The sequence below is a fragment of the Aquibacillus halophilus genome (assembly GCF_009649745.1).
In the GTDB taxonomy this organism is placed as follows: Bacteria; Bacillota; Bacilli; order Bacillales; family Amphibacillaceae; genus Aquibacillus; species Aquibacillus halophilus.
Map to the genome: position 1 here is coordinate 120,144 of NZ_WJNG01000011.1, position 25,714 is coordinate 145,857.

A 25,714-nucleotide genomic window follows, 5' to 3' on the forward strand; every position below is an offset into this window, starting at 1 on the left:
CTTCTCATTCTTTTTTATTAAGTTATTTCTCAGCTCTTTGATGGCAAGCCTTAATAGCATTATTAATTAAGCTTTCAAAATTATTTTCATCAAACACCTTTAAGCCAGCAGCAGTTACTCCCCCCGGAGAAGCAACTTGTTCGGCTAATTCTTTTGGTGATTCCCCATTTTTCAACATTGATGCGGCTCCACCGATCATTTCCGAGACTAGCTTTCTTGCTTGCTGTTCTGAAATCCCAGAATCCACTGCATTATTTACAAGCGCCTCAGCCATCTTATAAATAAATGCGGGAGCACTTCCTGTAATTGGTGTAAGTTCATGAATTTGCTCTTCTGTTACCTTCTCGTAGGAACCTATACCACTTAGCATCTTTTGAAGCAACTCTTCATGGGAAGAATCGGTATGCTTTCCGCATGTATATAACGTCATGGATTGCCCCACTTGAGCTGCGGTATTTGGCATCATCCAAGCAACCGGAGTTCCATCCGGCAAAGACTCTTCCAAATATGTGGGGCCAATCCCTGCAGCAACAGTAACAATAAGATGTTTATCGATAAATTTAGCTAATTCATTTAGTAAAGAATCATGTACTTCCGGCGGCATTGCTAAAACAACCACATCTGTTGTTTCAATTTCTTCTCTCCAGCTTTCAATTACTTCAACATCAAATGTATCTCTAACATAGTTTAATCGTTGATCATTTCCATTGTTAGTAACTGAAATCTGAAAATCTGATTGATTTTTAAGACCACTAATAATAGCCTGAGCCATTCGACCAGCACCAATAAATAATATTCGTTTTATAGTTGAACTCATAATTAATCCTCCAAAATTACAGGTTATCTATGCATTAAGAGTTAATTGTATCATTTATAAGTATCGTAAATGTACAATTAGACTTATGTATATTTTAATCGCTTGAATAACTAAAACAAAACTATCCGGATAATAGTACTGACAATCTTACTATAAAGGTCCCAAAATGGAGTCATTGGAAATTGACATTATTATCATTAGTAAAAATATCCTTGTGCCAACCTTTATTTTAAAGATATAATTAACTTTTGATTCATCTATTACAATTATTTTTACTGAATACATGAAAGGGGAACCGTCAGTTAATGCAAACCATAAAAACATTGTGCTCCAAGATTTCGCAGCACTCGGTCTTCACCAATATAGTAATTGTGTTAATATTAATGAATTCAATCCTTGTTGGATTAGAAACATATTCCGCTATCGTAGAACGGTACTCCTCTTGGTTGCACATAGCAGACAGGATATTACTCTGGATCTTTACAATTGAGATACTCATCAGATTAGTTGGAAGTAAATCAATTGGAGCCTTTTTCAAGGACCCATGGAGTGTTTTCGATTTTATTATAGTTTTTGGTGGTCATGTTTTAGTAGGTGGACACTATTTCACAGTCTTACGAATTCTGAGGGTGCTACGTGTATTAAGAGCTATTTCTGTCATTCCCTCTCTTAGGAAAATAGTTAATGCGCTTATAATTACCATTCCATCAATGGGGACTATCCTATTATTACTTGGTATTTTCTTTTATATTTACGGTGTTATTGGAACGATGATGTTCCAATCAATTGCTCCTGAATTTTTCGGAACGTTGCATGCCTCACTACTGACTCTCTTTCAAGTTGTAACACTTGAATCATGGGCAAGTGGAGTAATGAGGCCAATTCTAGCTGAAGACGGTTCTTCGTGGTGGTATTTTGTGAGTTTCATTTTAATTGGAACTTTTGTCATATTTAACCTTCTTATTGGTGTTATCGTTACCGACGTTGAAAAAGCTAATAGGGAAGAAACACCTTCTCCAACCGATTTAAAATTGATTGAATTACAAACAGAGTTACAAGAAATTAAACAGCTTTTACAAAAAAATAACAAATAAAATTTTCGCCACCTCAGCTAAACGGTTAGGCCGGAAAATGCAACGCCAGCATTAAGGAATCTACTTGATACCAATAACCAATCATGATATAGTTTCTCAATTTATGAATAAAACACCTATGACTTTAATAAATTGTTTAAAAAATGATGTTAACCTGGCCAACAAGGCGCTAAACTCATAATTAGATACAAAAAAATATCCCTTAGGAAAGGGATATTTTTTGTTATACTGCAGTTGTTTTTAATACTACATCAATGTTGCCTCTAGTTGCTTTTGAGTATGGGCAAAAGTCATGTGCTTCTTTAGCTAACTCTTCAGCTTCTTCTTGGCTAACACCTTTAATTTCAACGTTCAGGGTTACACCTATTTTAAAACCATTATCTGCTTCGTCTTTCATAAAACTAACATCAGCTGTAATTGAAGACTCAATATCTTTCTTCTTTGTCTTAGCCTTATGATTAAGTGCACCATCATAGCATGCTGCATATCCAGCAGCAAACAACTGCTCAGGATTTGATCCCTTCTCATTTGAATCTCCGGCAGGGTTAACTAGTTTTAAATCTATTAACCCATCATCTGATTTTACGTGACCATCTCGGCCACCTTTTGCTGTTGCATGTGATGTAAAAATTACATTACTCAATATAATCTCTCCTTTTATTAAATTTGACCCTCTAAGAGTCTTATTGTTATCAAGTCTATTCTATCTATTCCTTTTCTTACCATATGTTAAACAAAAATAGCCAAAAAACTTTAGACAAAATGTAAAAACAGCAAATCCATATGGATTTGCTGTTTTTATAGAAGTTACCTCACCAAGTTTTTTATTGTAAAACTTTTGTTCTATTTAAGATAGCTACTGCGTTTTCTACTCGTTCCTCGGATGGTGGTTCTACGCCTTGCAGTTTATACTCTAACCCTAAACTTTCCCATTTATATATCCCCAGTTTATGGTAAGGGAGAACTTCAATTTTTTCTACGTTATTTAATTTTTGGATAAAGTCAGAGAGTGGATATAAATATTCATCAAAATCACTAATACCCGGTACTAATACATGACGCACCCATACAGGAATCTGCTTTTCAGATAGATAATTAGCTAAATCTATTATATGTTCGTTGGACATACCAGTTAACTCTTTGTGCTTTAAGGGATCGATATGCTTTAAATCTAATAGTACTAAATCTGTTAACTCTAACAATTCATCTAGATTTTTCATAAAGCGAGGAGAGCGACTAAAACATCCTCCTGAGGTATCGATAGTCGTATGGATTCCTAGTTTCTTCAGTTCTTTAAACAACTCAATTAGAAACTCAAGCTGCAATAGGGGTTCCCCTCCGCTTACTGTTACGCCACCATTTGATGATTGGAAGAACGGAAGAAAATCTTTTATGTCATTTACAATCTCATCAACTGACTTTTCTTTTCCTTGATTAATCTTCCATGTATCCGGATTATGACAAAACTGACACCGGAGTAAACATCCTTGAGTAAATATAACATAACGTAGTCCTGGACCATCAACTGTTCCGCAAGTTTCAACTGAGTGAATACGACCTTTCATGATGTTTCGCCCTCCTAACATTTATTGAAACCGGGGGATTATTAAAATTCCCCCGGATAGTAAACTCTTAAAAACTTTACATACTATCATGGAATGTTCGATTTATAACATCTATTTGTTGCTCTCTAGTTAGTTTAATAAAGTTTACTGCGTAACCAGACACTCGGATAGTTAACTGTGGATACTCTTCTGGATGATTCATTGCATCAAGCAATGTTTCACGATCAAATACGTTAACATTTAAGTGATGTCCTTTTTTAATTGCGTATCCGTCTAGCATACCAGCAAGATTTGCTTCTCTAGTTGCTTGTTCTTTTCCTAATGCTTTAGGAACAATTGAAAATGTGTTAGAGATACCGTCTAAAGAGTATTCATATGGCATCTTAGCTACAGAACTTAATGAAGCTAGCGAACCGTTGGTGTCACGTCCATGAAGCGGGTTAGCACCAGGTGCAAATGGTTCTCCTGCTTTACGTCCATCTGGGGTGTTTCCAGTTTTCTTTCCGTAAACTACATTTGAGGTTATCGTTAAAATTGACTGGGTCGGTGTAGAGTTACGGTATGTTTTGATTTTTTGAATTTTCTTCATAAAGCTTTTCACTAAATCAGCTGCGATTAAGTCAACACGGTCGTCATTGTTTCCATACTTCGGATAATCGCCTTCAATTTCATAATCGACTGCAAGACCATTTTCGTCACGAATTACTCTTACTTTAGCATGTTTAATCGCACTAAGTGAGTCAGCAACAACTGATAAACCAGCAATACCACAAGCCATTGTCCGTAGAACTTCTCGATCATGTAGCGCCATCTCAATACGCTCATAACTATATTTGTCATGCATATAGTGAATTATATTTAGAGCATTTACATAAAGACTAGATAACCAATCTAACATTGTATCGTATTTTGCCATTACTTCATCATAATCTAGATACTCAGAAGTGATAGGTGCATAATTAGGAGCTACTTGAATTTTTAGTTTTTCATCGACACCGCCGTTGATTGCATATAACAATGCTTTTGCAAGGTTCGCGCGCGCTCCAAAAAATTGCATTTGTTTACCAATGGCCATTGCAGATACACAGCAAGCAATACCATAATCATCACCATAAATGTCACGCATCAAATCATCATTTTCATATTGGATAGAGCTCGATTTTATAGACATTCTAGCACAATATTTCTTATAATTATCCGGAAGTTTTACTGACCATAGAACAGTTAAGTTTGGCTCAGGTGCAGGGCCTAAATTATCAAGTGTGTGTAGGAAACGGAATGAATTTTTTGTAACCAATGGACGCCCGTCTTGCGCGATACCACCAAGTGATTCTGTAACCCATGTTGGATCACCACTAAACAGTTCGTTATATTCTGGAGTTCTCGCAAACTTCACTAAGCGAAGCTTCATTACAAAGTGATCCACGATTTCCTGTACTTCCTCTTCTGTTATAACACCATTTGCTAAGTCTCTTTCGATATAAATATCTAAGAAAGTAGAAACTCTTCCAAGACTCATCGCTGCACCATTTTGTTCCTTAATTGCTGACAAATAACCAAAATATAACCATTGAAAGGCTTCTTGAGTATTGGTAGCAGGCTTAGAAATATCAAAACCATAAGCTGTGCCTAACTGCTTTAGTTCTTGTAATGCTCGAATTTGTTCAGATGTTTCCTCCCGGTCACGAATAATTTCTTCGGACATTGCGCCGTTTCCAATTAGATCAAGGTCTTTTTTCTTTTCTTCAATTAATTTATTAACACCATAAAGGGCAACTCGACGATAGTCACCAATTATTCTTCCACGACCATAAGCATCTGGTAGCCCAGTAACGATACCAGCCTTACGAGCCATTTTCATTTCAGGAGTATAAGCATCAAATACACCTTGGTTATGGGTTTTACGGTATTCTGTAAATACCTTCTCAACCTCTTCATCAATCTTGAAGCCATAAGATTCCGCTGCCGCAACTGCCATTCTCATACCACCATAAGGCTGTAATGACCGTTTAAAAGGAGCGTCAGTTTGAACTCCTACTACTTTTTCTTTTTCTTTATTTAAATACCCAGGTCCATGAGAAGTTATAGTTGAAACAATTTTAGTATCTAAATCTAGCACTCCACCATTTTCACGTTCTTTTTTAGTTAGTTCCATTACTTGGTTCCATAAAGCTAATGTACTCTCGGTTGGTAATGATAGAAACTCATCATTGCCTTCATATAGTGTAAAGTTTCGCAAAATGAAATCACGAACATCAATTTCTTTTTGCCATCTTCCTTCTTTAAAACCAGTCCATGAGCTCATTTCCTTCATTTCTTCTAATACTTTCATTTTAAATTACCTCCTCATAAGGTTAGCCGCTTGTTCAATTCTGAACTTTTGAATTTCTTAACTTGATTATATATCAACCGCACGAAAATCAGATGTGACTTTTGTCACAAATCCAAACTGTTATATTAATTGTTCTTAAAATGTTCATAATTTAATAATTGTAAATTTACTATCCTTACAATCAATTATTAACTTACTGAACAGGCGATGAATCCATATAAAATAAGAAATTTAGTGGATGTGAAAACCGGCATTGTCTTTAGTATCCCTTATCAAAAAAACAACTGTATTACTCTGTTATAATAACCGGACTATCTTTTATTGGTACAGTTTCAACTTTTCTATCCACACCACTATTCCCTCCAAATTGAATAAATAACTAAAAAAGACAAATCATAATTATGAGGTGATATAAATGGAAAACAATCAAATTATAGAAGCAGATGATTCCATCGTGATTGAGGATCAAGAAGGAAATGAAACCACCCACACCGTTGATGCTGTTATTGAAATGAACGGAAAAAATTACGTTCTGTATTCAGCAGGTGATATTCTTTCAATAAAAGAAATTGTTTATGAAAATGAAGAACAGTTACTAACAGATGTACCAGAGGAACAAGTTGAAGAGCTATTTAACGCTTATGAAAAAGCATTAGAGGAGGAATCTTAATTGGAGAGACATTCGGTACATGATGCGATTTCAGCTGTTAAAGACGCACAAAAATGGGTGGAAGAGGCTCAGTCAAATGCTAATGGCTATACAGAAGCTCAAAACCATCTTAATTTTGCAGAAGAACTATTAAGTAACGCCCAGGTTGAATATGGCAACATCCAAGACAAACGAGAATTACAACACGCCTCAGATTTACTTCGATTACTTCAAGAAACACAGCAATCTAACCGAACACAATAGGTCACGCACCAAATGCGCATTATCTAGGAGGACAGGTAGTGCGTTTTTTAAATCCTTTAATGATTTTTGTATTAAATACTTTCCCTTTTGAATAGAATTGTACAAGTTGTTCATAAGGGAGAGAAAGTAATGAGCATTTTTATAAGTTATGTATTTTTAGGGCTATCATTAGCTGCACCAATAGGACCAATTAATGCAGCACAGTTGGACAAGGGTATCAAAAGCGGCTTTTTTCATTCATGGTTAATAGGTTTAGGATCTATGACTGCAGATATTGTGTACATGCTAGCCGTTTATTTCGGAGTTGTTCACTTTTTAGAAATTCCTTTCATGAAAACATTCTTATGGTCATTTGGGTGTTTTGTTTTGCTTTATACTGGAGTAGAGAGCTTAATTCGCGCTAATGATATTTCTCCTATCCAGTCACGAAGTAAAACAGACTCCTATACTAAAACATTTTTCACTGGTTTCTTTTTATCGCTATCAAACCCATTAACAATATTGTTTTGGTTAGGCATTTATGGCTCCGTCTTAGCAAAGACCGCCTCTGAATATGATGTATCTCATCTTGCAATATATAGTTGCGCTATTATTATTGGTTTACTTATTTGGGATTTTACGATGGCAATTGTGGCAAGCAGCTTTAGAAAGTTTTTGACAGATAAGGTACTTATACTCATATCATTCTTGTCAGGTTTATCATTAGTAGGTTTCGGGCTCTACTTTGGTCTCCAGGCGTTTAAAATTTTGTTCCATTTAGAATAACAATTTGTTTAGAACAGTCACCTATCTTCCTTTTAATTAATAAGGTGTTTATGAAAGGATGATATAGGTGTACCTATTAGAGACAAATGACATTATTGAAGATAAACATTTAAGTGAGTGGAAATATGACGCTTATCAATGTTTCGTAGAGAAGATCACCAATAAACAACTTAAGTTTCCTTGTATTCCTGCTACTCAGGGGTTCGCATTAGGTCAATTTAAATATGGATTTACAGGTAATCCGATGAATAAAAATACACCGTCAGAAGTTGCAAATATATTAAAGGAATATGCTCTTTGTTATCCCCAGTCAGGGAATTACTCCTCATTAATAATTTTTTTTGACAAACTAAATGATGAACCGAATCCAAATACTACTCTTGATTATGAAAAAATATTCTGGAAAATATTAAATGAGGTTAGTGAATTCGATGAAATTGAATGGCCAAGTGATATTCCGAAGTCACCAGCTCACCCTTTATGGGAATACTGCTTCCATGGAGAAAGGTTTTTCATTTACTGCGCAACTCCTTCACACGAGAAAAGGTTAAGTAGACAATTCCCGTATTTGATGCTTGCCATTACACCTCGCTTAGTTTTCGAACAATTTGAACTTCTACATTCAGCCAAGCATATCAAGAGTAAAATAAGAGAAAGATTAATACAGTACGATTCCATTTCTCCACATCCAGATCTTAAAAAGTACGGTAACCAAGATAACTCTGAATCCAAACAATATTTTCTGAGAGATGATCAAACTACATTATCCCAATGCCCCTTCCATAAAAAATAAGGAGTGAGAAGATCCACTCCTTATTTTTTAAATAAAGTATTCGGAGCAGGTTTTTCCGGTGGTTGATGTTTCCACTTATTCCTCATGAAAAGAGTAACAATTGCAATGATTGCAATAAACCCCATACTCACAAAAAAACCAGGCCGACTTGCCTTATCAAACATAGTTCCAGAGATAGCTAATAAAACAAGAATTAATCCCACTATTTGTTTACTATTTCCCATTAATTTCAATCGAACAAGCTTCTTGTAGGAAAACAAAATAAATAACCATGTGTACAATAGCATCAATCCTGCAGCTGTTGTAAAATACTCATAAATTTTTTCTGGTAAAAGCAATGAAATTACAATAGAAATAATTAGAGCAATAATTGTTAGACCCAGAGCTCGAAATGGAATATTTCGTTTACCTGTCTTATTGAAGAATTTAGGAGCGTCCCCATCACAAGCTAATGAGTACAATATGGTGGTAATAGCGTATAAGGAAGCAACCATAGTCGAAAATCCCGCAATAATTAAAGCCCCATTAAAAACATGTGGAACAAAAGCCAAGTGATAGTTTTCTAAGGCAATAATAAATGGACTCTCATTCGCCGTAAATTGATCCCAGGGCACAAGGTAAATGGCCATTAGTAGCGATGTGACATAAATTACTGCTAAGGTCATAATCATTATACTACCAGACTTTGGTGCTTGTTTAGGATCTTTAAGATCATTTGCCATTATTCCCATTACCTCAATACCACCAAATGCATAAAAAGCATAAATCATTGCTGTCCAAAAACCCATATACCCATTAGGAAAAAGACCCTCATAGCTTACAGTAAAAGAGCGGTCAGGTCGATTTCCATCTAGCCATCCAAAGATAGCCGCTCCAGCTATTATAATGAACATTAAAATAGCCGCTACTTTTACTACTGCAAATATGTTCTCAAATCGTTCAAATCCACTAATGCCTGTTAATATTACGATAATTCCGAGCACTCCATATATTGCTGCAAATAGCCATAACGGGGTGTTAGGAAACCAATACCTAGAAAAAATCCCCAAAGCCGTTAACTGACTTCCCATGATAAGTAGCTCAGATGACCAATAGACCCAGCCATTACTGAAACCAGCCCACTTTCCAAAAGCTTTTTTAGCGTATGATCTAAACGACCCTTTCTCTGGGTGCTCTGCAGTCATTTTTGCAAGTGAATCGAATACAATATACGTACCAACTGCAGCGAGTAGGAATGCAATTAGTGCAGAGGGACCTGCTTGTTTTATTGCAATACTGGAACCTAAGAAGAACCCCGTTCCAATAATAGCACCGATACCCACTAATGAAAGCTTCCACCAAGTTAAGTTTTTTGTTTTAGGATTTGAACTTTTTTCGCCCATCAGGAGCACCCCTTTCATTCCCATTACATTAGTCTGAGAAAAAAGGTGTACTATTATTCTGGTTTTACTAACTCCTCAAACTGAAAATAATAGGCAAAATTTTTCACTATACTAACGAATCCTTTATCGTTATCTTTATTTATAAAAGAGATATCATGATTTTTTTTAATATGTTGCCAATGTTGGGGGAGCTCATGTGTTTCTAAATGCTTATAATTAATAAGTTTTACATTACTGGGGAGTGTTGGTGCTATTTCAAATATTATCTGGTCTTTTCCAACAGAAATATGTGGTCCTACAACTGGTGTCACCTCTAGTTTAACTTCAAAATGAAATGTTCTAAAAGAATCTTTCCTTTTCAAGTCAATTACATTGATCTGATAAGGATATACAACTGGAGTCACGTTTAAAGACCTTGAATAATACCTATCGACAGCCTTTTCAATTGGTGGAGTTAGAAATAACATGAGTATATCCTGATACTGTAGCTCTCTTGAATCCTCGGTATAATCTATAGGTTCTGCTTTAGTCGATATTGTGTACATGCTTATAATCATAGTTGAAATTAGTATAATAATGTACTTTTTCATATTTCCACTCCTAATAGCTAACTTCTATTTAGAATTCCTTTCACCAATGTTTTAATTCTATTCTCATTAGCCAAAAATCTGGGAATTCTCTCTTAATGCCACTTTATATGTTCTGATCATTTTTATTTTTCGTTTGCACAAAAAAGGCGTTAGGATTTGTCCTAGCGCCTTTTACTTTATGTCATTAAACAGTATTAATTATCCTTGCTCTGCACTTTCTTCTTTTTGTCTTGCTGCTCTTTCATCAGCTGGAGTCGTTCCTTTAATAAAGAATGACAGGATTAGACCCACTAAAGTTATAAATGTAGCTACCCAAAAAGCAACATTTACACCATGTATTTCATCGCTAGGTAATGCGTTCTCCCCTGTATTTAGTGCAGCACTTGTCATTACAGTTACAAGAATAGCTGTTCCTATCGATGCTGCTACCTGTCTCATTGTATTATTCATGGCTGTTCCATGTGGAATTAACCTTAGTGGTAACTGGTTTAAGCCAGCAGTCGTCACAGGCATCATTACCATTGACATACCAAACATCCGAATACCAAATACGATAGTTAAATATGTCAAAGACGTTGTTGTAGATAGATTGGTAAATAGTAAGGTCGTAACTGTCATTAATGACATGCCGGTAATCGCTAATCGGCGTGCACCTATTTTATCGAATATCCTACCCGTTATCGGTGACATCAGTCCCATTAGTATTGCTCCAGGCATAATCATAATCCCAGACTCCAACGCCGTAAATCCAGCCATTCTTTGCATATAAATTGGTAGCATCGTTTCTGATCCAATTAGACCTATAAAAACGATCATGCCGATAATTGTTGTAATCGTAAAAGTTTTGTATTTAAACACACGAAACTCTAGGATAGGCTGCGCTAATTTGAATTGACGTAATATAAATAAAGTAAGTGTAATAGCACCAATTATGATCGAGGCAATGACAGATGCGCTTCCCCAACCATTATCTCCAGCACTACTGAAACCAAATAACAAGCCACCGAATCCTAACGAGGAAAGAATAATTGAAAAGAAATCAACTTTAGGAAATGTTTGTTTTGTTACATTTTTCATCGCTAGATAAGCAAATATTATAATAACGATTGCGATTGGAAAAATAACGTAAAATAAAATTCTCCATGAATAATTTTGAACAATGAATCCCGAAAGCGTTGGACCAATAGCAGGAGCAAATGATATCACTAAACCAACCATCCCCATAGCTGCTCCTCGTTTTTCAATTGGGAAAATAGTTAAAAACACAGTCATCATAAGTGGTAACATGATACCCGCTCCACTAGCCTGGACAATCCTTCCCAAAATAAGAATAATAAAGGTTGGTGCGATTGCACATATTATTGTACCAACAGCAAAAATAGACATTGCTGTCATGAATAATTTTCTAGTCGTAAATGTTTCAATTAAAAAAGCCGTTATTGGAATCATCACACCATTTGTCAGCATGAAAATTGTTGTTAGCCATTGTGCAGTGTTCTCAGTGATACCAAAGTCATCCATAACATGAGGTATCGCAGTAGCCATCAATGTCTGATTTAAAATCGATATAAAACCACCGGAGATTAATACAGCTACAATCATTTTTCTATCGAGGCCTTGAACCATCTGAGCTTGTTCGTTACCCATCTATTTTCACATCTCTTTCTATCAGTCATGTAGATCTAATAATTTTTTAATCGTTAAAATTTGTGACTCCACTTCTAACCGTTTATCTAAGTAAGCTAGCAAAGAATCAATTAAAAAAAGCCTCGGCTCTTTTTTTAACACTTCTTCTTTTAGTAACAAGACAGATGAATAAAGACCTTCCTTATCTTCACCCTCAGCTCTTATGGGTTTTATCTTTTCCTCGATTTGATTGAGCAATTCGAGTATTTGATCCTCAGTAGTTAAATGGATTTTATCTGTCATTAATTGATAATCTTCCATCATCACATCTGTTAGGACAGGAGCAATTTTAGCTTGCTCCTGTCCTACAATGGCATCCATACTAAACACTACAAAATCAGCAACCAATTCGGACTCTACTTTTTTTTGATCTAATATCCTTAAATAGATAAACTCTTTTACTATTCCTTGGAGCGCAATTACTAAATCCCATACAATTGCTTCAATTTTTGATCCGTAAACTTGTATTAAGGTATCTTTATGCCAAGTTAACATCTCTGCCCTAATTCGCTGCATTAATGGTTTAAATTGCTTATTCTTGTCGATAGGCAGGGACTTTGAGATTAAATTAAAGTAATCTTTGTTCTCTACTATTCCTTCAATTTCAATTACAATCAACTGCCTTAAAGTTTCCTTTGGGGTAAGAGATTGATTCGAACTAATAAATTTAGCTCTTTGTATCATCTTGTCATGATTATATTCAAATACTTTAACGAGCAATTCTTCCTTTGACTCAAAGTACTTATATAAAGACCCTTTTGAAATTCCGCAATCTTCAGCTATTTCCTGCATTGAAGTAGAAAAATATCCTTTTTTAGAAAATAATTTAATTGCTGATTTCATAATCTCAAATTGTTTATCCTTCATTCAGGTCACCTCTATACTTTCTTCTAACTCCGATTGACCATCGGGTCATTTCTATACTTATCAGTTTTTAGAACACGAGAAATTATATAGATAAAGCGGGGTATAAGTCAACTAATCTAACCTGAACTTTTTAACTAAATACACTAAAAATGCACCATATAAGTTTAGTCAAGATGTACCTTTTAAACGGCCGGGCCAACCATACGAAATCGCACCTGCCTATGTCTATTTTGGCTTCTAGTGATTCCTCCTATGTTTCTGGGCAGGTTATTCATGTCAACGGGGGGGAAAATGGTAAGTTCCTAGCGATTAAATTGTTACATGCTCGACGTCTAATAGAGAAATACCAATGAAATCACCTGAATAATATATCAGGTGATTTCAATGGTATCCCTGGGTCTAAAAAGATTATATCATTGGAATAAGATGAAACCGTTTGACCAAATCTAACGATGTCTATTTCTTTACAATATATTTTTCATTCGGCATTATATAAAATACGGAGGCTGATATAAGATGCAAAACTTTACATATCTTAACCCGACCAAGTTAATATTTGGTAAAGGGCAAGTGGAACAATTAAAAGAAGAAGTACCTAAATATGGCAAAAGGATTTTAATGGTTTATGGTGGGGGAAGCATTAAACGTAATGGACTTTTCGACCAGGTCAAGGAAACATTAGCTGAGATTGGTGCTGAAGTTTTTGAATTAGCAGGAGTGGAGCCAAACCCTCGGGTAACTACTGCCAGAAAAGGCATTGAAATCTGTAAAACAGAATCCATTGATTTCCTTTTAGCTGTTGGAGGGGGAAGTACAATAGACTGTACCAAGGCAATTGCTGCTGGAGCCAGATCAGACAACGATATATGGGATATTGTTACGAAAAAAGCAAGTGTTGATGACGCCTTACCATTTGGTACAATACTAACACTAGCTGCTACAGGTTCAGAAATGAATGCTGGATCAGTAATTACAAATTGGGAAACAAATGAAAAGCATGGTTGGGGTAGTCCTCTAGTTTACCCTAAGTTCTCTATTTTAGATCCAGTAAATACTTTCTCTGTCCCTCGTGATCAAACCGTTTATGGAATGGTAGATATGATGTCACATGCGCTTGAACATTATTTCCATCACGAGACGAATACATTACTCCAAGATCGAATGGTCGAAGGTATTTTACGCACAGTTATAGAGACCGCGCCAAAACTACTAGAAGATTTAGAAAGCTATGAGCATCGCGCAACTATTTTATATAACGGAACTATGGCACTAAACGGAATGGTGAGCATGGGCTACCAGGGTGACTGGGCATCTCACAACCTTGAGCATGCCGTTTCAGCCGTGCATGATATTCCTCATGGTGGAGGTCTTGCCATTATCCTTCCAAATTGGATGGAATATGCCTTAGATGAAAATGTTAGTCGTTTTAAACAGCTTGCAACACGTGTATTTGATATTGATCCAACTAACAAAACAGATCGTGATGTTGCACTAGAAGGAATTCATAAATTCAAGGAATTCTGGAATAGCATTGGTGCACCCTCTCGCCTGTCTGATTACAATATTAAAGAAGATAGTATCGAGGTTATGGCAGAAAAAACTGTCACCGCAAGACCCGAATTTGGTAATTTCAAAAAACTAAATAAAGATGATGCTGCAGCCATTTTTCGCTCTTCATTGTAAACATTAACCATTATACATACGCTTGATTTATCAGGTGTATGTATAATGATCAATATTTTGTATATCTATTTGCGTATGCAGAGGAAACAATTGAGTCAGGCTTTACAACAGGCTCAAGTCCTATCGATTCAATTCTAGCCATCATTTCACTAGCTAAAAAACGGGTTAACGACCTTTTTTCTAACCCAACATCTATATGTCCTTCCATCGTAAAAGAACTTCCTCTATAAATATGTGGTAATACAATATCAATTAACCTGTTTTTTCTTTCCTCATTAAATAGATAAGCCACTTGCTCTGTTAAAGTAGTCTCCATTGAAATTTTTTCATGTAAATTCAAATATCTTCGATTAAACTTCACGGGTAAAATACACCCCCAAGCTCCCTTACCTTTACATTGAATAACAATACCTGTTATAAAAATAGTGTGTAGTTTGTGAACTTGTGAATCCGTTCCTACCATCAATCGATAGTTTGCTTTAGGATCTTTATTCATGAAATCTTCAATATGGTCAAAAACTTGGCTAAAAGACATATTTTTTTCAGATATGTTCTTGAACTTTAAATTTTGCATAAAAGGAATGTCTTCATCTCTCACTATCACGATTCTCCTTTCAATTACAAACAAATTTTTAAAGGTTAGGTTTTTATCGTAAGTTTTGTTGTTTTTTTACTCACAGTTGATGTAAATTGCGTCGTAAAGTAGCTACTAGTTGATTTGCGCTTCGGGCAGTCGCTTTCCGCCGGCACGGCTTCAGCCTCCTCGCGGAAAAACCGCCACTGCGGGGTCTTCAGACGCGTGCTGTTCCGGCAGGAGTCGACTGCCCTCCGCTCCAATCATCATCATATCTGCAGCAATAATAAAAGGGAGATAGATAAGATCAAAACTAGCGTAGTTTAGTTCAAAAATTTTAAGTAGCTGAGATTTCAAGAGTGGGAAATTCTCTCAACATACAATCACAGACTTTGCCCTCGATAATTAGAACACCACTACCAGTGAGGCGGAATACGTAGACTCCTATGGGAACAACGCGTGTCCGAAGACCCCGGAAGAATCGCTTTTTGATTCTGAGGAGGCTGAGGCCGTGCCCATGGAAAGCGAAGTATTCTGCCGGAACGGCATATAAGCATTCAATTTTAATTAGTGTCAGAGATAGAAGATACTACTTCGTAGTTTATAAATATTGTGTCATAAACAAAAATCTTTTTGAAAACAGCCAAAGCTCAAAAACACTTAAGTAATAACATTCAAATCAATAAAAAAATAGAGCCGTACTAGAGGTATAGAGGACTTAATTTTTACAGTATATTCAATTATATGGTTTTTCGTGTGATTAGATACGCTAACAAGCTTCCTGAATTCATCATTAGGATATAAAAAAGCAGAAGCTATTAATCGCTTCTGCTTTTTGTTGCTAACTCTTTAGTCATTTATCAATCTTCTTGTTTTTCTTTATCTTGAGAGTTTTCGTCGTCTGTTCCTTTTTCAGGTATCGGATCAACTGTATGTTTATAATTATATCCTTTATTTATTGTCATTAACGATAAGCCTAAAACAAATAGGATAACTAGAGCACATATAATGATAACAACAAGCATATTCAAGCTCCTTAATCTTAGTTAGAAGTTTTACTATTACTTTAAGAATACCCTGTCGATAATAATCCTTCAAGAAAAAACGATAAATTGCAATGAATAACTTAGTTGCTCTTCATCATAATAAGGGGTAGGTCTGATTATAAAATAAACTATATAGGAGTGATCGTTATTGCAACAGTCAGAAATTAAAAAGGTTGCTGAACAAATCTTAAGCAAAAATAAAATAGGCACACTTTCAACAGTAAGGAAAGATAAACCTTATTCACGCTACATGACATTTTTTAATGAAAACTTTACACTTTACTCTGCAACCGATAAAAGAACACATAAGGTAGAAGATCTAAAAACCAACAATAACGTTCATATCCTTATTGGATATAATCTAGAGGGCTTAACAGATTCATATCTTGAAATAGAAGGCAAGGCTGAAGTTACTGACTCCACTGAGCTAAAACATAAGTTATGGAATGATGACCTGAAACCATGGTTCGATGGAGTAGATGACCCTAGCTATACTGTTTTAAAAATTAATCCTGAAGAAATACGTTTAATGAACACGAATAGTAATGAAGCTCAACTACTTGAACTATAGCGTCTTTTTAACTGACATTCTAATAAACACACCTTTGCTTATGCCGGTGTGTTTATTTGCATTTTATTAAACTTTTTTTAATTTACTTTCTTTATGAAAAAACTCTCTAACAAAGCTTAGAGAGTTTTTAGCTTATATTATTGAAGAAACCGACGTCAGAACTTTGTCCACATCTTCTTTAGATACGTGGTAATTTGTTACAAACCTTACCGTCAAAGGACCGTAGGAACCTGCTAGAATTCCTTTAGAGGTTAATTTTTCTAAGAATTCATCTGAGGAGGTGAAACCAGCATCCTTTACATTTACTAAGATAATGTTTGTTTCCACTATATTTTCTACTTTTAGCCCTTTTATGCTTGCTAACCCACTAGCCAATCGTACAGCATTCTCGTGATCGTCAACTAACCGATCTACATTATCACGCAATGCCACAATGCCTGGTGCTGCAATAACACCCGCTTGTCTTAATCCTCCACCTAAACGTTTCCGCCACTTTCTGGCTTGTTCAATAAAATTATTCGAACCAGCAATAATCGAACCCACTGGTGCTCCAAGCCCTTTAGATAAACAAAATTGAACCGTGTCAGTGAACTTAGCGTATTCCTTTATAGATATACCTGAAGCAGCAGAAGCGTTAAAAATTCTGGCACCATCTAAATGAACAGGAATGTTATTCTTATTAGCTACTTGATAAATTGCTTCCATATTTTCCAAGGGAAGAATTGCTCCACCTGCCTTATTATGGGTGTTTTCTAAACATATCAGACTAGTCTTAGGAAAATGAATATCGTCTGCCCGTATCGCGGCAGCTACATCTTCAGGGTCCATTGCCCCTCGTTCTCCTTGCAATGGTCGGGATTGGACTCCGGCTAGTGCGGAAAAACCCGCAGCTTCATAGAGATAAATATGTGCATTCGCCTCTAAAATTACCTCATCCCCTGGTCGACAATGAGTTAGTGCAGCTATTTGGTTCCCCTGGGTCCCACTTGTTACAAATAAGGCCGCTTCTTTACCTAAAGTATTAGCTGCCATTTCTTCTAGCTTATTTACCGTAGGATCCTCACCATAAACATCATCTCCTACCTCAGCTTCATAAGCAGCTTGGCGCATTGCTCTTGTTGGCTTTGTGATCGTATCACTTCTTAAATCAATCACTGATGATCCCCCTTTTTTATTAGATAATTACATGATACTACAATCTCATAGTAGGCGTTAAGTTCCTACCCTGTACACTTTGTGAAACATTTCACAAATACGCCACATATAGGAGGTTTTGTAAACGCTGTCAACTGTTATGATGAAATTAGAAAAAGAGCGAAGGGGTGAGAATTATGATCTTATACGAGTGGAAAAATTTTGGTACAGATACGGACGTTTATACAAAGGAATCTTTTGAGGAAGAAATCAATGATGTATTTGAAGCAATGATGATTGATGACGCGAAGGAAATACCACAATATATCTGGACTAGGAATTATGTCATTATAATTAAGCCAACAGCTAGAATGTATAAGGATGTATCCTTTGTAAAGATCCCCCGTAACCCATCAGTAGTTTAAATGACTATTATAGGTTTATGCTCATTAATTCACAATTAAATATTAGGAGGGTTTTAAATGGCGACAAAAGTTGAGAGAAAACCAGAACAAGAGCAAACTGTATTACGAAGCATTGACAAGTTAGTCGATAATGCAAAAATTGCTTTATCAGAAATGAAAAAATTAGATCAAGAACAAATCAATTCCATTGTTAAGGAAATGGCTCTAGCGGGATTAGACCAACATATGCAATTAGCGAAATTAGCTGTTGAAGAAACAGGTCGCGGTGTCTATGAAGATAAAATTATTAAGAATATTTTTGCAACTGAATACGTCTACCACAATGTAAAATATGATAAAACAATCGGTGTTATTAATGAGAATCCGCATGATGGTATCATCGAAATTGCTGAACCTATTGGAGTTATTGCAGGTGTAACTCCAGTAACAAACCCAACCTCAACAACAATGTTTAAAATAATTATTTCAATTAAGACTGGTAATCCGATAATTTTTGCGTTTCACCCCTCTGCACAAAAATGTAGCTCTACATCGGCTCGTGTGTTATATGAAGCAGCAGTAAAAGCTGGTGCACCAGAACATTGTATCCAATGGATTGAAAAGCCATCACTAGAAGCTACACAAGCATTAATGAATCACGACCGAGTTTCACTGATACTAGCTACTGGTGGAGCAGGAATGGTTAAAGCAGCATATAGTTCAGGAAAGCCTGCATTAGGTGTAGGACCAGGAAACGTACCATGCTACATTGAAAAATCAGCAAATATTAAGCGTTCCGTTAATGATCTGATTTTATCAAAAACATTTGATAATGGTATGATTTGCGCTTCTGAGCAAGCAGTAATTATTGACAAGGAAATCTATGAAGCTATTAAACAAGAAATGATAGATAACAGTTGTTATTTCCTAAATACTGAAGAAAAGGCAAAAGTCGAAAAGCTAGTAATAAATGAAAATACATGTGCTGTTAATCCTTCTATCGTAGGTATGAAGCCGGTTAAAATTGCTGAAATGGCAGGCGTAAAAGTACCTGAAGAAACAAAAATTCTAGTTGCAGAATTAACCGGAGTCGGTCCTGACCATCCACTTTCTCGTGAAAAGCTAAGCCCAGTACTTGCTTGCTATAAAGTAAACAGCACAGACCAAGGCTTACAGCGCGCTGAAGAAATGCTAGAGTTCGGTGGACTAGGGCACTCTGCTGTCATTCACTCCGAAGACCAATCAGTGATCGATCAATTTGGAAGAAGAATGAAAGCTGGACGTTTAATTGTTAATGCCCCATCCTCTCAAGGTGCAATTGGTGATATTTATAATGCCTATATGCCTTCTTTAACACTTGGCTGTGGTTCTTATGGTGGTAACTCAGTTTCAACGAATGTGGGTGCTATTCATTTGATTAACGTTAAAAAGTTGGCTAAAAGGAATGTTAATATGCAATGGTTCAAGATTCCACCGAAAATATATTTCGAGAAAAATTCAGTACAATATTTAGCTAAGATGCCTAAAATTTCTAAAGCATTTATTGTCACGGATCCTATGATGGTTAAACTAGGCTATGTAGATAAAGTGTTATACAACTTACGTAAAAGACCAGATTATGTTCACTGTGAAATTTTTTCTGATGTGGAGCCAGATCCATCCAAAGAAACTGTTATGCGCGGAGCTGCTGCTATGGATGCTTTCCAACCTGACGTTATTATCGCGCTTGGCGGTGGTTCAGCTATGGATGCCGCAAAAGGTATGTGGTTATTCCACGAGCATCCAGAAACAGACTTTAATGGTTTGAAACAAAAATTCTTAGATATTCGAAAACGTATCTATAAATATCCAGAACTAGGCAAACGAGCTCAATTCGTCGCGATTCCTACTACATCTGGAACAGGATCAGAAGTAACTTCTTTCTCAGTTATTACTGACAAACAGAACAATATCAAGTATCCTCTAGCAGACTATGAATTAACACCTGATGTGGCAATTATTGATCCGCAATTCGTTATGACTGTCCCACCAGCAGTTACTGCGGATACTGGTATGGACGTTTTAACACATGCGATTGAGGCTTATGTATCTATTATGGCAAATGATTACACAGACGGATTAGCAATAAAAGCAATTCAGCTAGTATTCGAGTATTTACCAACAGCTTATAGAGATGGATCAAATGAAAAGGCTCGTGAAAAAATGCATAACGCATCTACCATTGCGGGAATGGCCTTTGCCAATGCGTTCTTAGGTATTAACCATAGCCTTGCACACAAATTGGGAGCAGAGTTCCATATTGCTCACGGCCGTTCAAATGCTATTCTGTTACCACATGTTATTCGCTACAATGCTATTAAGCCGAAGAAATTTGCTGCATTTCCTAAATATGAACACTTTATCGCTGACCAACGCTATGCAGAGATTGCTAAAGCCCTAGAATTACCTGCAAGAACTACTGCGGAAGGAGTAGAAAGCCTAATAAAAGAAATTGTTAAGCTTGCTAAGGAACTAAATATACCAATGAGCATTGAGGCAAACGGTGTTGATAAACAAGAGTTTGAAAATAAAGTTGACTATTTGGCTGACCGGGCATTTGAAGATCAATGCACTACAGCTAACCCTAAGCTGCCATTAGTAACAGAACTTGCAGAGGTGTATAGAAATGCATTTAAAGGAGTCTAACCGAATAATCTAAATTCCATTTATTTCCTCCCTATTGATTTGATAGGGAGGATTTTTTTAATATTTATGGAAATTATCTATGATGAGATATTTTTGGAAGGCGGGATTATTCAATGACTATTTTTTCTAATCAATCTTTAAAAGGGCAGCATGCTTTAATAACCGGGGCAACCGGAGGAATAGGTTATCAAACTGCTTTGTTATTATCTGAAATGGGTGCTAAAGTCACAATTACCGGGAGACGACAGAAACAATTAGATGAGTTAAAAGAAGCAATTCTAGACAAAAACGAACAATCTAAAGTATTTGTGTATCGCGCAGACCTAAAATCCAGTGAGGAACGAAATCAGCTTATTCAAGCCTCCTCAAATGAAAACGGATTTATTTCCCTCCTAATTAATTCAGCGGGAATATTTGGTGGTGATACAGTAGAGGAACTTACAAAAGAACAATTAGAAGATGTCATGGATTTAAATTACACGGTGCCTGTCCTATTATCACAGCAGGTGTATGAAGACATGAAGGAGCGAAAAAGAGGAAATATCGTTAATGTCTCTTCTTTATCAGGACTACGCGGGACATACGGAGGTACAGCATATTGCGGTTCAAAGTTCGCACTTATTGGTTTTACACAATCCTTTGCCCTAGAAGCTATTAAACATGGTGTTAGAGTAAATGCTGTTTGCCCAGGCTATGTTGAGACTGACATGGGTCGTGAAGCAATTCAGAACAAAGCAGATCGTGAGAACCTCAGTTACAAAGAGCAGTATGAAATTGCTAGTAAAGAACTTCCATCGGGTCGAATTACTTCACCAGAAGAAGTAGCCAATACCATTGCATTTTTACTAACAGATGCCGCTTCTAATATCATAGGCGAATCCGTAAAAATTTCTGGTGGATCTGTGATGAGATAATCCTCTAACACAGAACTGGAATTAACCATCTCTTTTTCCATAAAACTAAAGCCACTTGTAAAATAATAAATAACCAATCACTCAACTAAGCAGTTGTCGATTGGTTATTTACGTTGTTAATTTCTTCAATTGTTAATTAGCAGTCCTCGACAACAATATACGTTGCTTTTATCGGACCGTGGACTCCAACAACGAGATTCATTTCAATATCGGCACTATTACTGGGCCCTGAAATGAAATTTACACAGGAGGCTATACGCTCCCCATTTTCCACCCGCTGGTGAATTTCTCTTGTTGCCTGCGTCATTCTAGGGACAATCGTACTCTTTGGTATAATTGCAATATATGTCGCCGGAAGTAAGCTAACCGAGCGTCCTTTACCTTGATCACTGAAAAGAACTACAGTGCCCGATTCTGCCAAAGTGATGTCACTAAATGTAATTCCTACGTCGGCTTGCTCGGCCAATTGAATACTTTGATCACCGTTAGAAGCATCCCACTTATGAACGTCAATACCATCCTGCTTCCATGCTCGAAAGGAATCTGCAAGGCCAAAAGAATTAAAACGAGAATCATCCCATGTCATGACAGATTTCCCACCAAATCCTTCAATCACATTGCGCAAAGCTTGAGACAAATCGTTTTCTGATGTACGAACTAAGTCTGTATGAATTGAATCACATTGTTTTTCCAATACATCAAGTAACTCATCTTGTGTATAATTGGCAAGTACATTCCATTGTACTTGATTACTCCACTTTGGTCGTTCGACGCCAGACGTTTTCCGTGGACGAGCTAGATTGTTTGCAATCGTATCTAGAAAGGATTCTCTATTTTTAATTTCCCCTTTGGCCATGTCTGCTTCCTCCCTTCTCCCTGTTTTTAAACCAATCTCTGAATCTCTCTTTTTGTGGAACAGGTAAATCTCGGATATTCGTCCATGACTTTATTTGACCCGGACCTTTTACTATCACTCCATCTTTAACAAATGGAGTAACAAGAAATGGGGCCATTCTAGTAGAAACATTGAATAGTTTTGAGGAGCTAGTTATCATACTAAATCCTTGCATGGCTAGTCTTTCTACCAAGTCCGATTTCTTCTCTTCTTCAACAATCTTCTGTCGATGTAGAATTAGTTGCTCATGTAAAGGAATTTTAACTGGACACACTTCTGTACAAGCTCCACACAAAGATGACGCGTAGGGGAGCTCCTTATAATCCTCGTATCCACCAAGCACAGGAGTGATAACCGCCCCAATTGGTCCAGGATAAATAGAGCCATAGGCGTGACCTCCGACATGGCGATAGACTGGGCAAACATTTATACACGCTGCACAACGAATACAATGAAGCGCTTCTTGAAACTCTGTACCTATCATTTTTGATCGCCCATTATCAACAATTACTAAATGAAACTCTTCTGGGCCATCGACATCACCTTCATCCTTTGGACCAGTTAAAGCAGTTACATAACTAGTTAGCTTCTGACCAACCGCCGCTCTTGTCAAAAGACTGACTAAAACATCGAGTTCTTCCCATGTTGGTACAATTCGCTCCATGCCCATTACAGTTATCTGAGTCTTAGGCAATGTGGAAACCATTCGTGCATTTCCTTCATTTGTAACTAACGCAAAAGATCCAGATTCTGCTATAGCAAAATTACAGCCCGTAATACCAACATCTGCAGATAAGAATTCTTTTCTTAATTGTTCACGGGCAAATAACGTTAGTTCTTCGGGTTTTTCAGAATTGGTATAACCTAGCTTCTCCTTAAATACATCTCGTATCTGCTCCTTATTCTTGTGTAAGGCTGGAGCAACAATATGGGATGGAGGGTCATGGTCATCAATTTGAAGAATGTATTCACCTAAATCGGTTTCAACTACTTCACATCCATTAGCTTCCAAGACTTCATTTAAACCAATCTCTTCAGTGACCATGGACTTTGCTTTTGCTACTTTCTTAGCATTTTTCTTCGCAATTACTTCACTAACATACTGATTTGCATCATCAGCTGTTTCAGCAAAATAAACATGCCCACCTCGGTTTGCTACCTGCTCACTTAGCTGTTGCAAATAAAAGTCTAAATTTTCCAGTGTATGCTGTCTTATTTCTTGCCCGAGCGTCCGCCACTCTTCCCAGTCACCCAGTTCTTCTGCTGCTTTGGCACGATTAGTTTGCAATCTTCCTTGCGCTGAACGAACAGCACCTCTCATAAAGTCATCACCAAGACCTTTGTCTATTCGGTTTGTAAATTCCTTTTCTCCGATGTGCATCGGCATTAGACTTCACCCCGACTGTTCAAAATTTCGGCAATATGCATAACTTTTACTGGCTTATTCTGACGAGAAATTCGCCCACCAATATTCATTAAGCAACCACCATCTGCTCCAATTAAAACTTCTGCTTCGGTTCCTTCAATATGCTCAATTTTCTCATCAACCATCTGCTCGGAAATCTGTGCCATTTTTACCGCAAAAGTGCCTCCAAATCCACAGCAATCATGTCGATTTGGAAGATCTACCATTTCCAATCCTTTAACATGACTTAATAGTTTAAAAGGCGCATCTTTCACTCCCAACAGTCGAGTCATGTGACAGGAAGTATGATAAGTTGCTTTTGCATGAAATTCAGAACCAGTATCTTCAATTGCGAGTACTTCTGTTAAAAATTGGGTAAGCTCATATGTTTTTTCCTTCAACTCTTTTGCCTTAGCTTCCCAAACAGGGTCATCCTTAAAAATCGATTCGTATTCATGAAACATATACGCGCATGAACCAGATGGACTGACTACATACTCAGCATCAGCAAAAGTAGTAATCATGTGTTTTGCGGTAGCTTTTGTTTTTTCACGATAACCACTGTTGTATGCAGGTTGGCCACAGCAAGTTTGTGTTTCCGGAAAATCCACCTCACAACCAAATCGTTCTAATAACTCAACTGTTGCTTTACAAGCGTTCACATAAAAGACATCCCCAAGACACGTGATAAATATGGATACTTTCATTTTCTACCCTCCCAAGGATAAAAATTGGTTGTCTTATAACTATACAATTTCCTGAAACTCGTATATAGGCTGTATTGTAATTTATTAGTTTACTTTTATAAGATTAAGCGACTTCTCTTCTAACTGTTGCATGATACCAGGTTTGATCTGGCTATCTGTGATCACATGATCAATTTTGTCTAAGCTACTTAATCTGGAGAAGGCTTGGACCCCGAATTTTGTATGATCAATCATTATATATACCAAATCAGTAATATCTATCATTTTCTTCTTAATACGTGCCTGTTGTTCGTTTGACTCACTTATACCACGCTCTATATGTAGCCCCTTACAAGAGATAAAGGCTTTATTAACGTGATAACTATCTAATGACGACTCTGCAAGCGGACCTACATAAGATAACGATTCCGGAGCTAAAATCCCCCCAGTTGATATAACAGCAATTTCTTTTTTTGCACTTAGTTCCATCACTACTTTTATTGAATTAGTCAAAACAGTAATCGGGATATTAGGCAAGGCTTTTGCCATATACCAAGCAGTTGTACTTGCATCCAGGATTATTTTATCACCCTCATTTACTTGTTTTACCGCTTCTAGAGCTATCTCCTTTTTCTCTTTCACATTGGTTATTTCTCTTTCTGAATAAGGAAGTTCTAGCGATTCACTTGGAGACACACTAATAGCGCCACCATGACTCCTTGATAGCTTTTTGTCCTTTTCTAACTTTTCTAAATCTCTACGAATAGTTTCTTCAGTTACAGAGAATATGTTACTTAATTCTGATACACGAATACTTTTGCGTTCATTAAGAATTTCAACTATTTTATGTTGTCTCTCACCGACAAGCACTACGTCCCCTACTTTCATTGTGTCAGAGCTTAAAATAAACTCT

Annotated in this window: 25 protein-coding genes and 1 pseudogene; 11 read left to right on the forward strand and 15 right to left on the reverse strand. The window is 36.6% G+C overall.

What is annotated here, in order from left to right; translation table 11 throughout:
• Positions 1 to 22: 22 nt before the first annotated feature.
• The gene (gene proC, locus GH741_RS13745) at positions 23 to 817 is read right to left on the reverse strand and encodes a pyrroline-5-carboxylate reductase (protein WP_153737354.1); all 795 of its coding nucleotides are present in this window, start codon (positions 815 to 817) and stop codon (positions 23 to 25) included.
• A gap of 305 nt (positions 818 to 1,122) precedes the next feature.
• On the opposite strand from proC, the gene GH741_RS13750 reads away from it, so the two are divergent.
• A complete protein-coding gene (locus GH741_RS13750; protein WP_153737355.1) occupies positions 1,123 to 1,911 on the forward strand; it encodes an ion transporter in 789 nt (262 codons plus the stop codon).
• A 223-nt stretch (positions 1,912 to 2,134) separates the two neighbouring features.
• Here the strand turns inward: GH741_RS13750 and GH741_RS13755 are convergent, their stop codons facing one another.
• The 3 genes from GH741_RS13755 to pflB form a co-directional block, all read right to left on the reverse strand.
• Complete coding sequence (locus tag GH741_RS13755; protein ID WP_153737356.1) at positions 2,135 to 2,554, reverse strand: organic hydroperoxide resistance protein; 420 nt, start codon at positions 2,552 to 2,554, stop codon at positions 2,135 to 2,137.
• A 181-nt stretch (positions 2,555 to 2,735) separates the two neighbouring features.
• Positions 2,736 to 3,476 (reverse strand): pyruvate formate-lyase-activating protein, encoded by a 741-nt coding sequence (gene pflA / locus GH741_RS13760; protein WP_153737357.1) that lies wholly within the window; start codon positions 3,474 to 3,476, stop codon positions 2,736 to 2,738.
• Positions 3,477 to 3,552: 76 nt separating this feature from the next.
• The gene (pflB, locus tag GH741_RS13765; RefSeq protein ID WP_153737358.1) at positions 3,553 to 5,808 is read right to left on the reverse strand and encodes a formate C-acetyltransferase; all 2,256 of its coding nucleotides are present in this window, start codon (positions 5,806 to 5,808) and stop codon (positions 3,553 to 3,555) included.
• A gap of 415 nt (positions 5,809 to 6,223) precedes the next feature.
• Between pflB and GH741_RS13770 the strand changes: the two genes are divergently transcribed.
• From GH741_RS13770 to GH741_RS13785, 4 genes are all read left to right on the forward strand, one after another.
• On the forward strand, positions 6,224 to 6,478 hold the full coding sequence (locus GH741_RS13770; RefSeq protein WP_153737359.1) for a hypothetical protein: 255 nt from the start codon (positions 6,224 to 6,226) through the stop codon (positions 6,476 to 6,478).
• Complete coding sequence (locus GH741_RS13775; RefSeq protein ID WP_153737360.1) at positions 6,479 to 6,721, forward strand: hypothetical protein; 243 nt, start codon at positions 6,479 to 6,481, stop codon at positions 6,719 to 6,721.
• Positions 6,722 to 6,850: 129 nt separating this feature from the next.
• Entirely contained in the window at positions 6,851 to 7,486 is a 636-nt protein-coding gene (locus tag GH741_RS13780) for a LysE family transporter (protein ID WP_153737361.1), read from the forward strand.
• Between the two features lie 67 nt (positions 7,487 to 7,553).
• Entirely contained in the window at positions 7,554 to 8,279 is a 726-nt protein-coding gene (locus GH741_RS13785) for a YqcI/YcgG family protein (protein WP_338079443.1), read from the forward strand.
• 20 nt (positions 8,280 to 8,299) lie between these two features.
• Here GH741_RS13785 and GH741_RS13790 read toward each other — a convergent pair whose 3' ends face one another.
• The 4 genes from GH741_RS13790 to GH741_RS13805 all read right to left on the reverse strand — a co-directional run bounded on the left by GH741_RS13790 (position 8,300) and on the right by GH741_RS13805 (position 12,804).
• Positions 8,300 to 9,661: an amino acid permease gene (locus GH741_RS13790; RefSeq protein WP_153737362.1), complete on the reverse strand. Its 1,362-nt coding sequence runs from the start codon at positions 9,659 to 9,661 to the stop codon at positions 8,300 to 8,302.
• 53 nt (positions 9,662 to 9,714) lie between these two features.
• The gene (locus GH741_RS13795; protein ID WP_153737363.1) at positions 9,715 to 10,251 is read right to left on the reverse strand and encodes a DUF3888 domain-containing protein; all 537 of its coding nucleotides are present in this window, start codon (positions 10,249 to 10,251) and stop codon (positions 9,715 to 9,717) included.
• Positions 10,252 to 10,449: 198 nt separating this feature from the next.
• Positions 10,450 to 11,898: an MDR family MFS transporter gene (locus tag GH741_RS13800; RefSeq protein WP_153737364.1), complete on the reverse strand. Its 1,449-nt coding sequence runs from the start codon at positions 11,896 to 11,898 to the stop codon at positions 10,450 to 10,452.
• A 21-nt stretch (positions 11,899 to 11,919) separates the two neighbouring features.
• Positions 11,920 to 12,804 (reverse strand): TetR/AcrR family transcriptional regulator, encoded by an 885-nt coding sequence (locus GH741_RS13805; RefSeq protein WP_153737365.1) that lies wholly within the window; start codon positions 12,802 to 12,804, stop codon positions 11,920 to 11,922.
• A 175-nt stretch (positions 12,805 to 12,979) separates the two neighbouring features.
• Here GH741_RS13805 and GH741_RS13810 point away from each other — a divergent pair.
• Both GH741_RS13810 and GH741_RS13815 read left to right on the forward strand, forming a co-directional pair.
• Positions 12,980 to 13,157, forward strand: a pseudogene (locus GH741_RS13810) (SDR family oxidoreductase); the annotation flags it as partial.
• Between the two features lie 163 nt (positions 13,158 to 13,320).
• A complete protein-coding gene (locus GH741_RS13815; protein ID WP_153737366.1) occupies positions 13,321 to 14,487 on the forward strand; it encodes an iron-containing alcohol dehydrogenase in 1,167 nt (388 codons plus the stop codon).
• Positions 14,488 to 14,536: 49 nt separating this feature from the next.
• On the opposite strand, the gene GH741_RS13820 is transcribed toward GH741_RS13815, so the two are convergent.
• Together GH741_RS13820 and ytzI are read right to left on the reverse strand one after the other, a co-directional pair.
• The gene (locus tag GH741_RS13820) at positions 14,537 to 15,085 is read right to left on the reverse strand and encodes a ribonuclease H-like YkuK family protein (protein ID WP_338079444.1); all 549 of its coding nucleotides are present in this window, start codon (positions 15,083 to 15,085) and stop codon (positions 14,537 to 14,539) included.
• An 836-nt stretch (positions 15,086 to 15,921) separates the two neighbouring features.
• Positions 15,922 to 16,086 carry a YtzI protein gene (gene ytzI, locus GH741_RS13825; protein WP_153737367.1) on the reverse strand — a complete coding sequence of 55 codons (165 nt, stop codon included), beginning with the start codon at positions 16,084 to 16,086 and terminating at the stop codon, positions 15,922 to 15,924.
• 169 nt (positions 16,087 to 16,255) lie between these two features.
• Between ytzI and GH741_RS13830 the strand changes: the two genes are divergently transcribed.
• Positions 16,256 to 16,678: a pyridoxamine 5'-phosphate oxidase family protein gene (locus tag GH741_RS13830; RefSeq protein WP_153737368.1), complete on the forward strand. Its 423-nt coding sequence runs from the start codon at positions 16,256 to 16,258 to the stop codon at positions 16,676 to 16,678.
• Between the two features lie 132 nt (positions 16,679 to 16,810).
• Here GH741_RS13830 and ltaE read toward each other — a convergent pair whose 3' ends face one another.
• Positions 16,811 to 17,833 carry a low-specificity L-threonine aldolase gene (gene ltaE, locus GH741_RS13835; RefSeq protein WP_338079445.1) on the reverse strand — a complete coding sequence of 341 codons (1,023 nt, stop codon included), beginning with the start codon at positions 17,831 to 17,833 and terminating at the stop codon, positions 16,811 to 16,813.
• Between the two features lie 176 nt (positions 17,834 to 18,009).
• On the opposite strand from ltaE, the gene GH741_RS13840 reads away from it, so the two are divergent.
• The 3 genes from GH741_RS13840 (at position 18,010) to GH741_RS13850 (ending at position 21,815) form a co-directional block, all read left to right on the forward strand.
• On the forward strand, positions 18,010 to 18,237 hold the full coding sequence (locus GH741_RS13840) for a hypothetical protein (RefSeq protein ID WP_153737369.1): 228 nt from the start codon (positions 18,010 to 18,012) through the stop codon (positions 18,235 to 18,237).
• A 57-nt stretch (positions 18,238 to 18,294) separates the two neighbouring features.
• Positions 18,295 to 20,901: a bifunctional acetaldehyde-CoA/alcohol dehydrogenase gene (gene adhE / locus GH741_RS13845; RefSeq protein ID WP_153737370.1), complete on the forward strand. Its 2,607-nt coding sequence runs from the start codon at positions 18,295 to 18,297 to the stop codon at positions 20,899 to 20,901.
• Positions 20,902 to 21,014: 113 nt separating this feature from the next.
• A complete protein-coding gene (locus tag GH741_RS13850) occupies positions 21,015 to 21,815 on the forward strand; it encodes an SDR family NAD(P)-dependent oxidoreductase (RefSeq protein ID WP_153737371.1) in 801 nt (266 codons plus the stop codon).
• 136 nt (positions 21,816 to 21,951) lie between these two features.
• Here the strand turns inward: GH741_RS13850 and GH741_RS13855 are convergent, their stop codons facing one another.
• From GH741_RS13855 to GH741_RS13870, 4 genes are all read right to left on the reverse strand, one after another.
• Positions 21,952 to 22,671, reverse strand: coding sequence for a LutC/YkgG family protein (locus GH741_RS13855; protein WP_153737372.1), 720 nt, complete (start codon positions 22,669 to 22,671; stop codon positions 21,952 to 21,954).
• On the reverse strand, positions 22,652 to 24,097 hold the full coding sequence (locus GH741_RS13860; RefSeq protein WP_153737373.1) for a LutB/LldF family L-lactate oxidation iron-sulfur protein: 1,446 nt from the start codon (positions 24,095 to 24,097) through the stop codon (positions 22,652 to 22,654). The genes GH741_RS13855 and GH741_RS13860 overlap by 20 nt, the downstream gene beginning before the upstream one ends.
• Entirely contained in the window at positions 24,097 to 24,822 is a 726-nt protein-coding gene (locus GH741_RS13865) for a (Fe-S)-binding protein (RefSeq protein ID WP_153737374.1), read from the reverse strand. The genes GH741_RS13860 and GH741_RS13865 overlap by 1 nt, the downstream gene beginning before the upstream one ends.
• An 84-nt stretch (positions 24,823 to 24,906) precedes the next feature.
• Positions 24,907 to 25,671 (reverse strand): DeoR/GlpR family DNA-binding transcription regulator, encoded by a 765-nt coding sequence (locus GH741_RS13870; RefSeq protein ID WP_338079455.1) that lies wholly within the window; start codon positions 25,669 to 25,671, stop codon positions 24,907 to 24,909.
• Positions 25,672 to 25,714 lie beyond the last annotated feature (43 nt).

Bases quoted from the DNA above. Each gene is read 5' to 3' on its own strand.
- GH741_RS13865 (WP_153737374.1), bottom strand. From the start codon at position 24,822: ATGAAAGTATCCATATTTATCACGTGTCTTGGGGATGTCTTTTATGTG.
- GH741_RS13855 (WP_153737372.1), bottom strand. From the start codon at position 22,671: ATGGCCAAAGGGGAAATTAAAAATAGAGAATCCTTTCTAGATACGATT.
- GH741_RS13750 (WP_153737355.1), top strand. From the start codon at position 1,123: ATGCAAACCATAAAAACATTGTGCTCCAAGATTTCGCAGCACTCGGTC.
- pflB (WP_153737358.1), bottom strand. From the start codon at position 5,808: ATGAAAGTATTAGAAGAAATGAAGGAAATGAGCTCATGGACTGGTTTT.
- GH741_RS13860 (WP_153737373.1), bottom strand. From the start codon at position 24,097: ATGCCGATGCACATCGGAGAAAAGGAATTTACAAACCGAATAGACAAA.
- GH741_RS13780 (WP_153737361.1), top strand. From the start codon at position 6,851: ATGAGCATTTTTATAAGTTATGTATTTTTAGGGCTATCATTAGCTGCA.
- ytzI (WP_153737367.1), bottom strand. From the start codon at position 16,086: ATGCTTGTTGTTATCATTATATGTGCTCTAGTTATCCTATTTGTTTTA.
- pflA (WP_153737357.1), bottom strand. From the start codon at position 3,476: ATGAAAGGTCGTATTCACTCAGTTGAAACTTGCGGAACAGTTGATGGT.
- GH741_RS13850 (WP_153737371.1), top strand. From the start codon at position 21,015: ATGACTATTTTTTCTAATCAATCTTTAAAAGGGCAGCATGCTTTAATA.
- GH741_RS13815 (WP_153737366.1), top strand. From the start codon at position 13,321: ATGCAAAACTTTACATATCTTAACCCGACCAAGTTAATATTTGGTAAA.
- GH741_RS13770 (WP_153737359.1), top strand. From the start codon at position 6,224: ATGGAAAACAATCAAATTATAGAAGCAGATGATTCCATCGTGATTGAG.
- GH741_RS13790 (WP_153737362.1), bottom strand. From the start codon at position 9,661: ATGGGCGAAAAAAGTTCAAATCCTAAAACAAAAAACTTAACTTGGTGG.
- proC (WP_153737354.1), bottom strand. From the start codon at position 817: ATGAGTTCAACTATAAAACGAATATTATTTATTGGTGCTGGTCGAATG.
- GH741_RS13800 (WP_153737364.1), bottom strand. From the start codon at position 11,898: ATGGGTAACGAACAAGCTCAGATGGTTCAAGGCCTCGATAGAAAAATG.
- GH741_RS13795 (WP_153737363.1), bottom strand. From the start codon at position 10,251: ATGAAAAAGTACATTATTATACTAATTTCAACTATGATTATAAGCATG.
- adhE (WP_153737370.1), top strand. From the start codon at position 18,295: ATGGCGACAAAAGTTGAGAGAAAACCAGAACAAGAGCAAACTGTATTA.
- GH741_RS13840 (WP_153737369.1), top strand. From the start codon at position 18,010: ATGATCTTATACGAGTGGAAAAATTTTGGTACAGATACGGACGTTTAT.
- GH741_RS13805 (WP_153737365.1), bottom strand. From the start codon at position 12,804: ATGAAGGATAAACAATTTGAGATTATGAAATCAGCAATTAAATTATTT.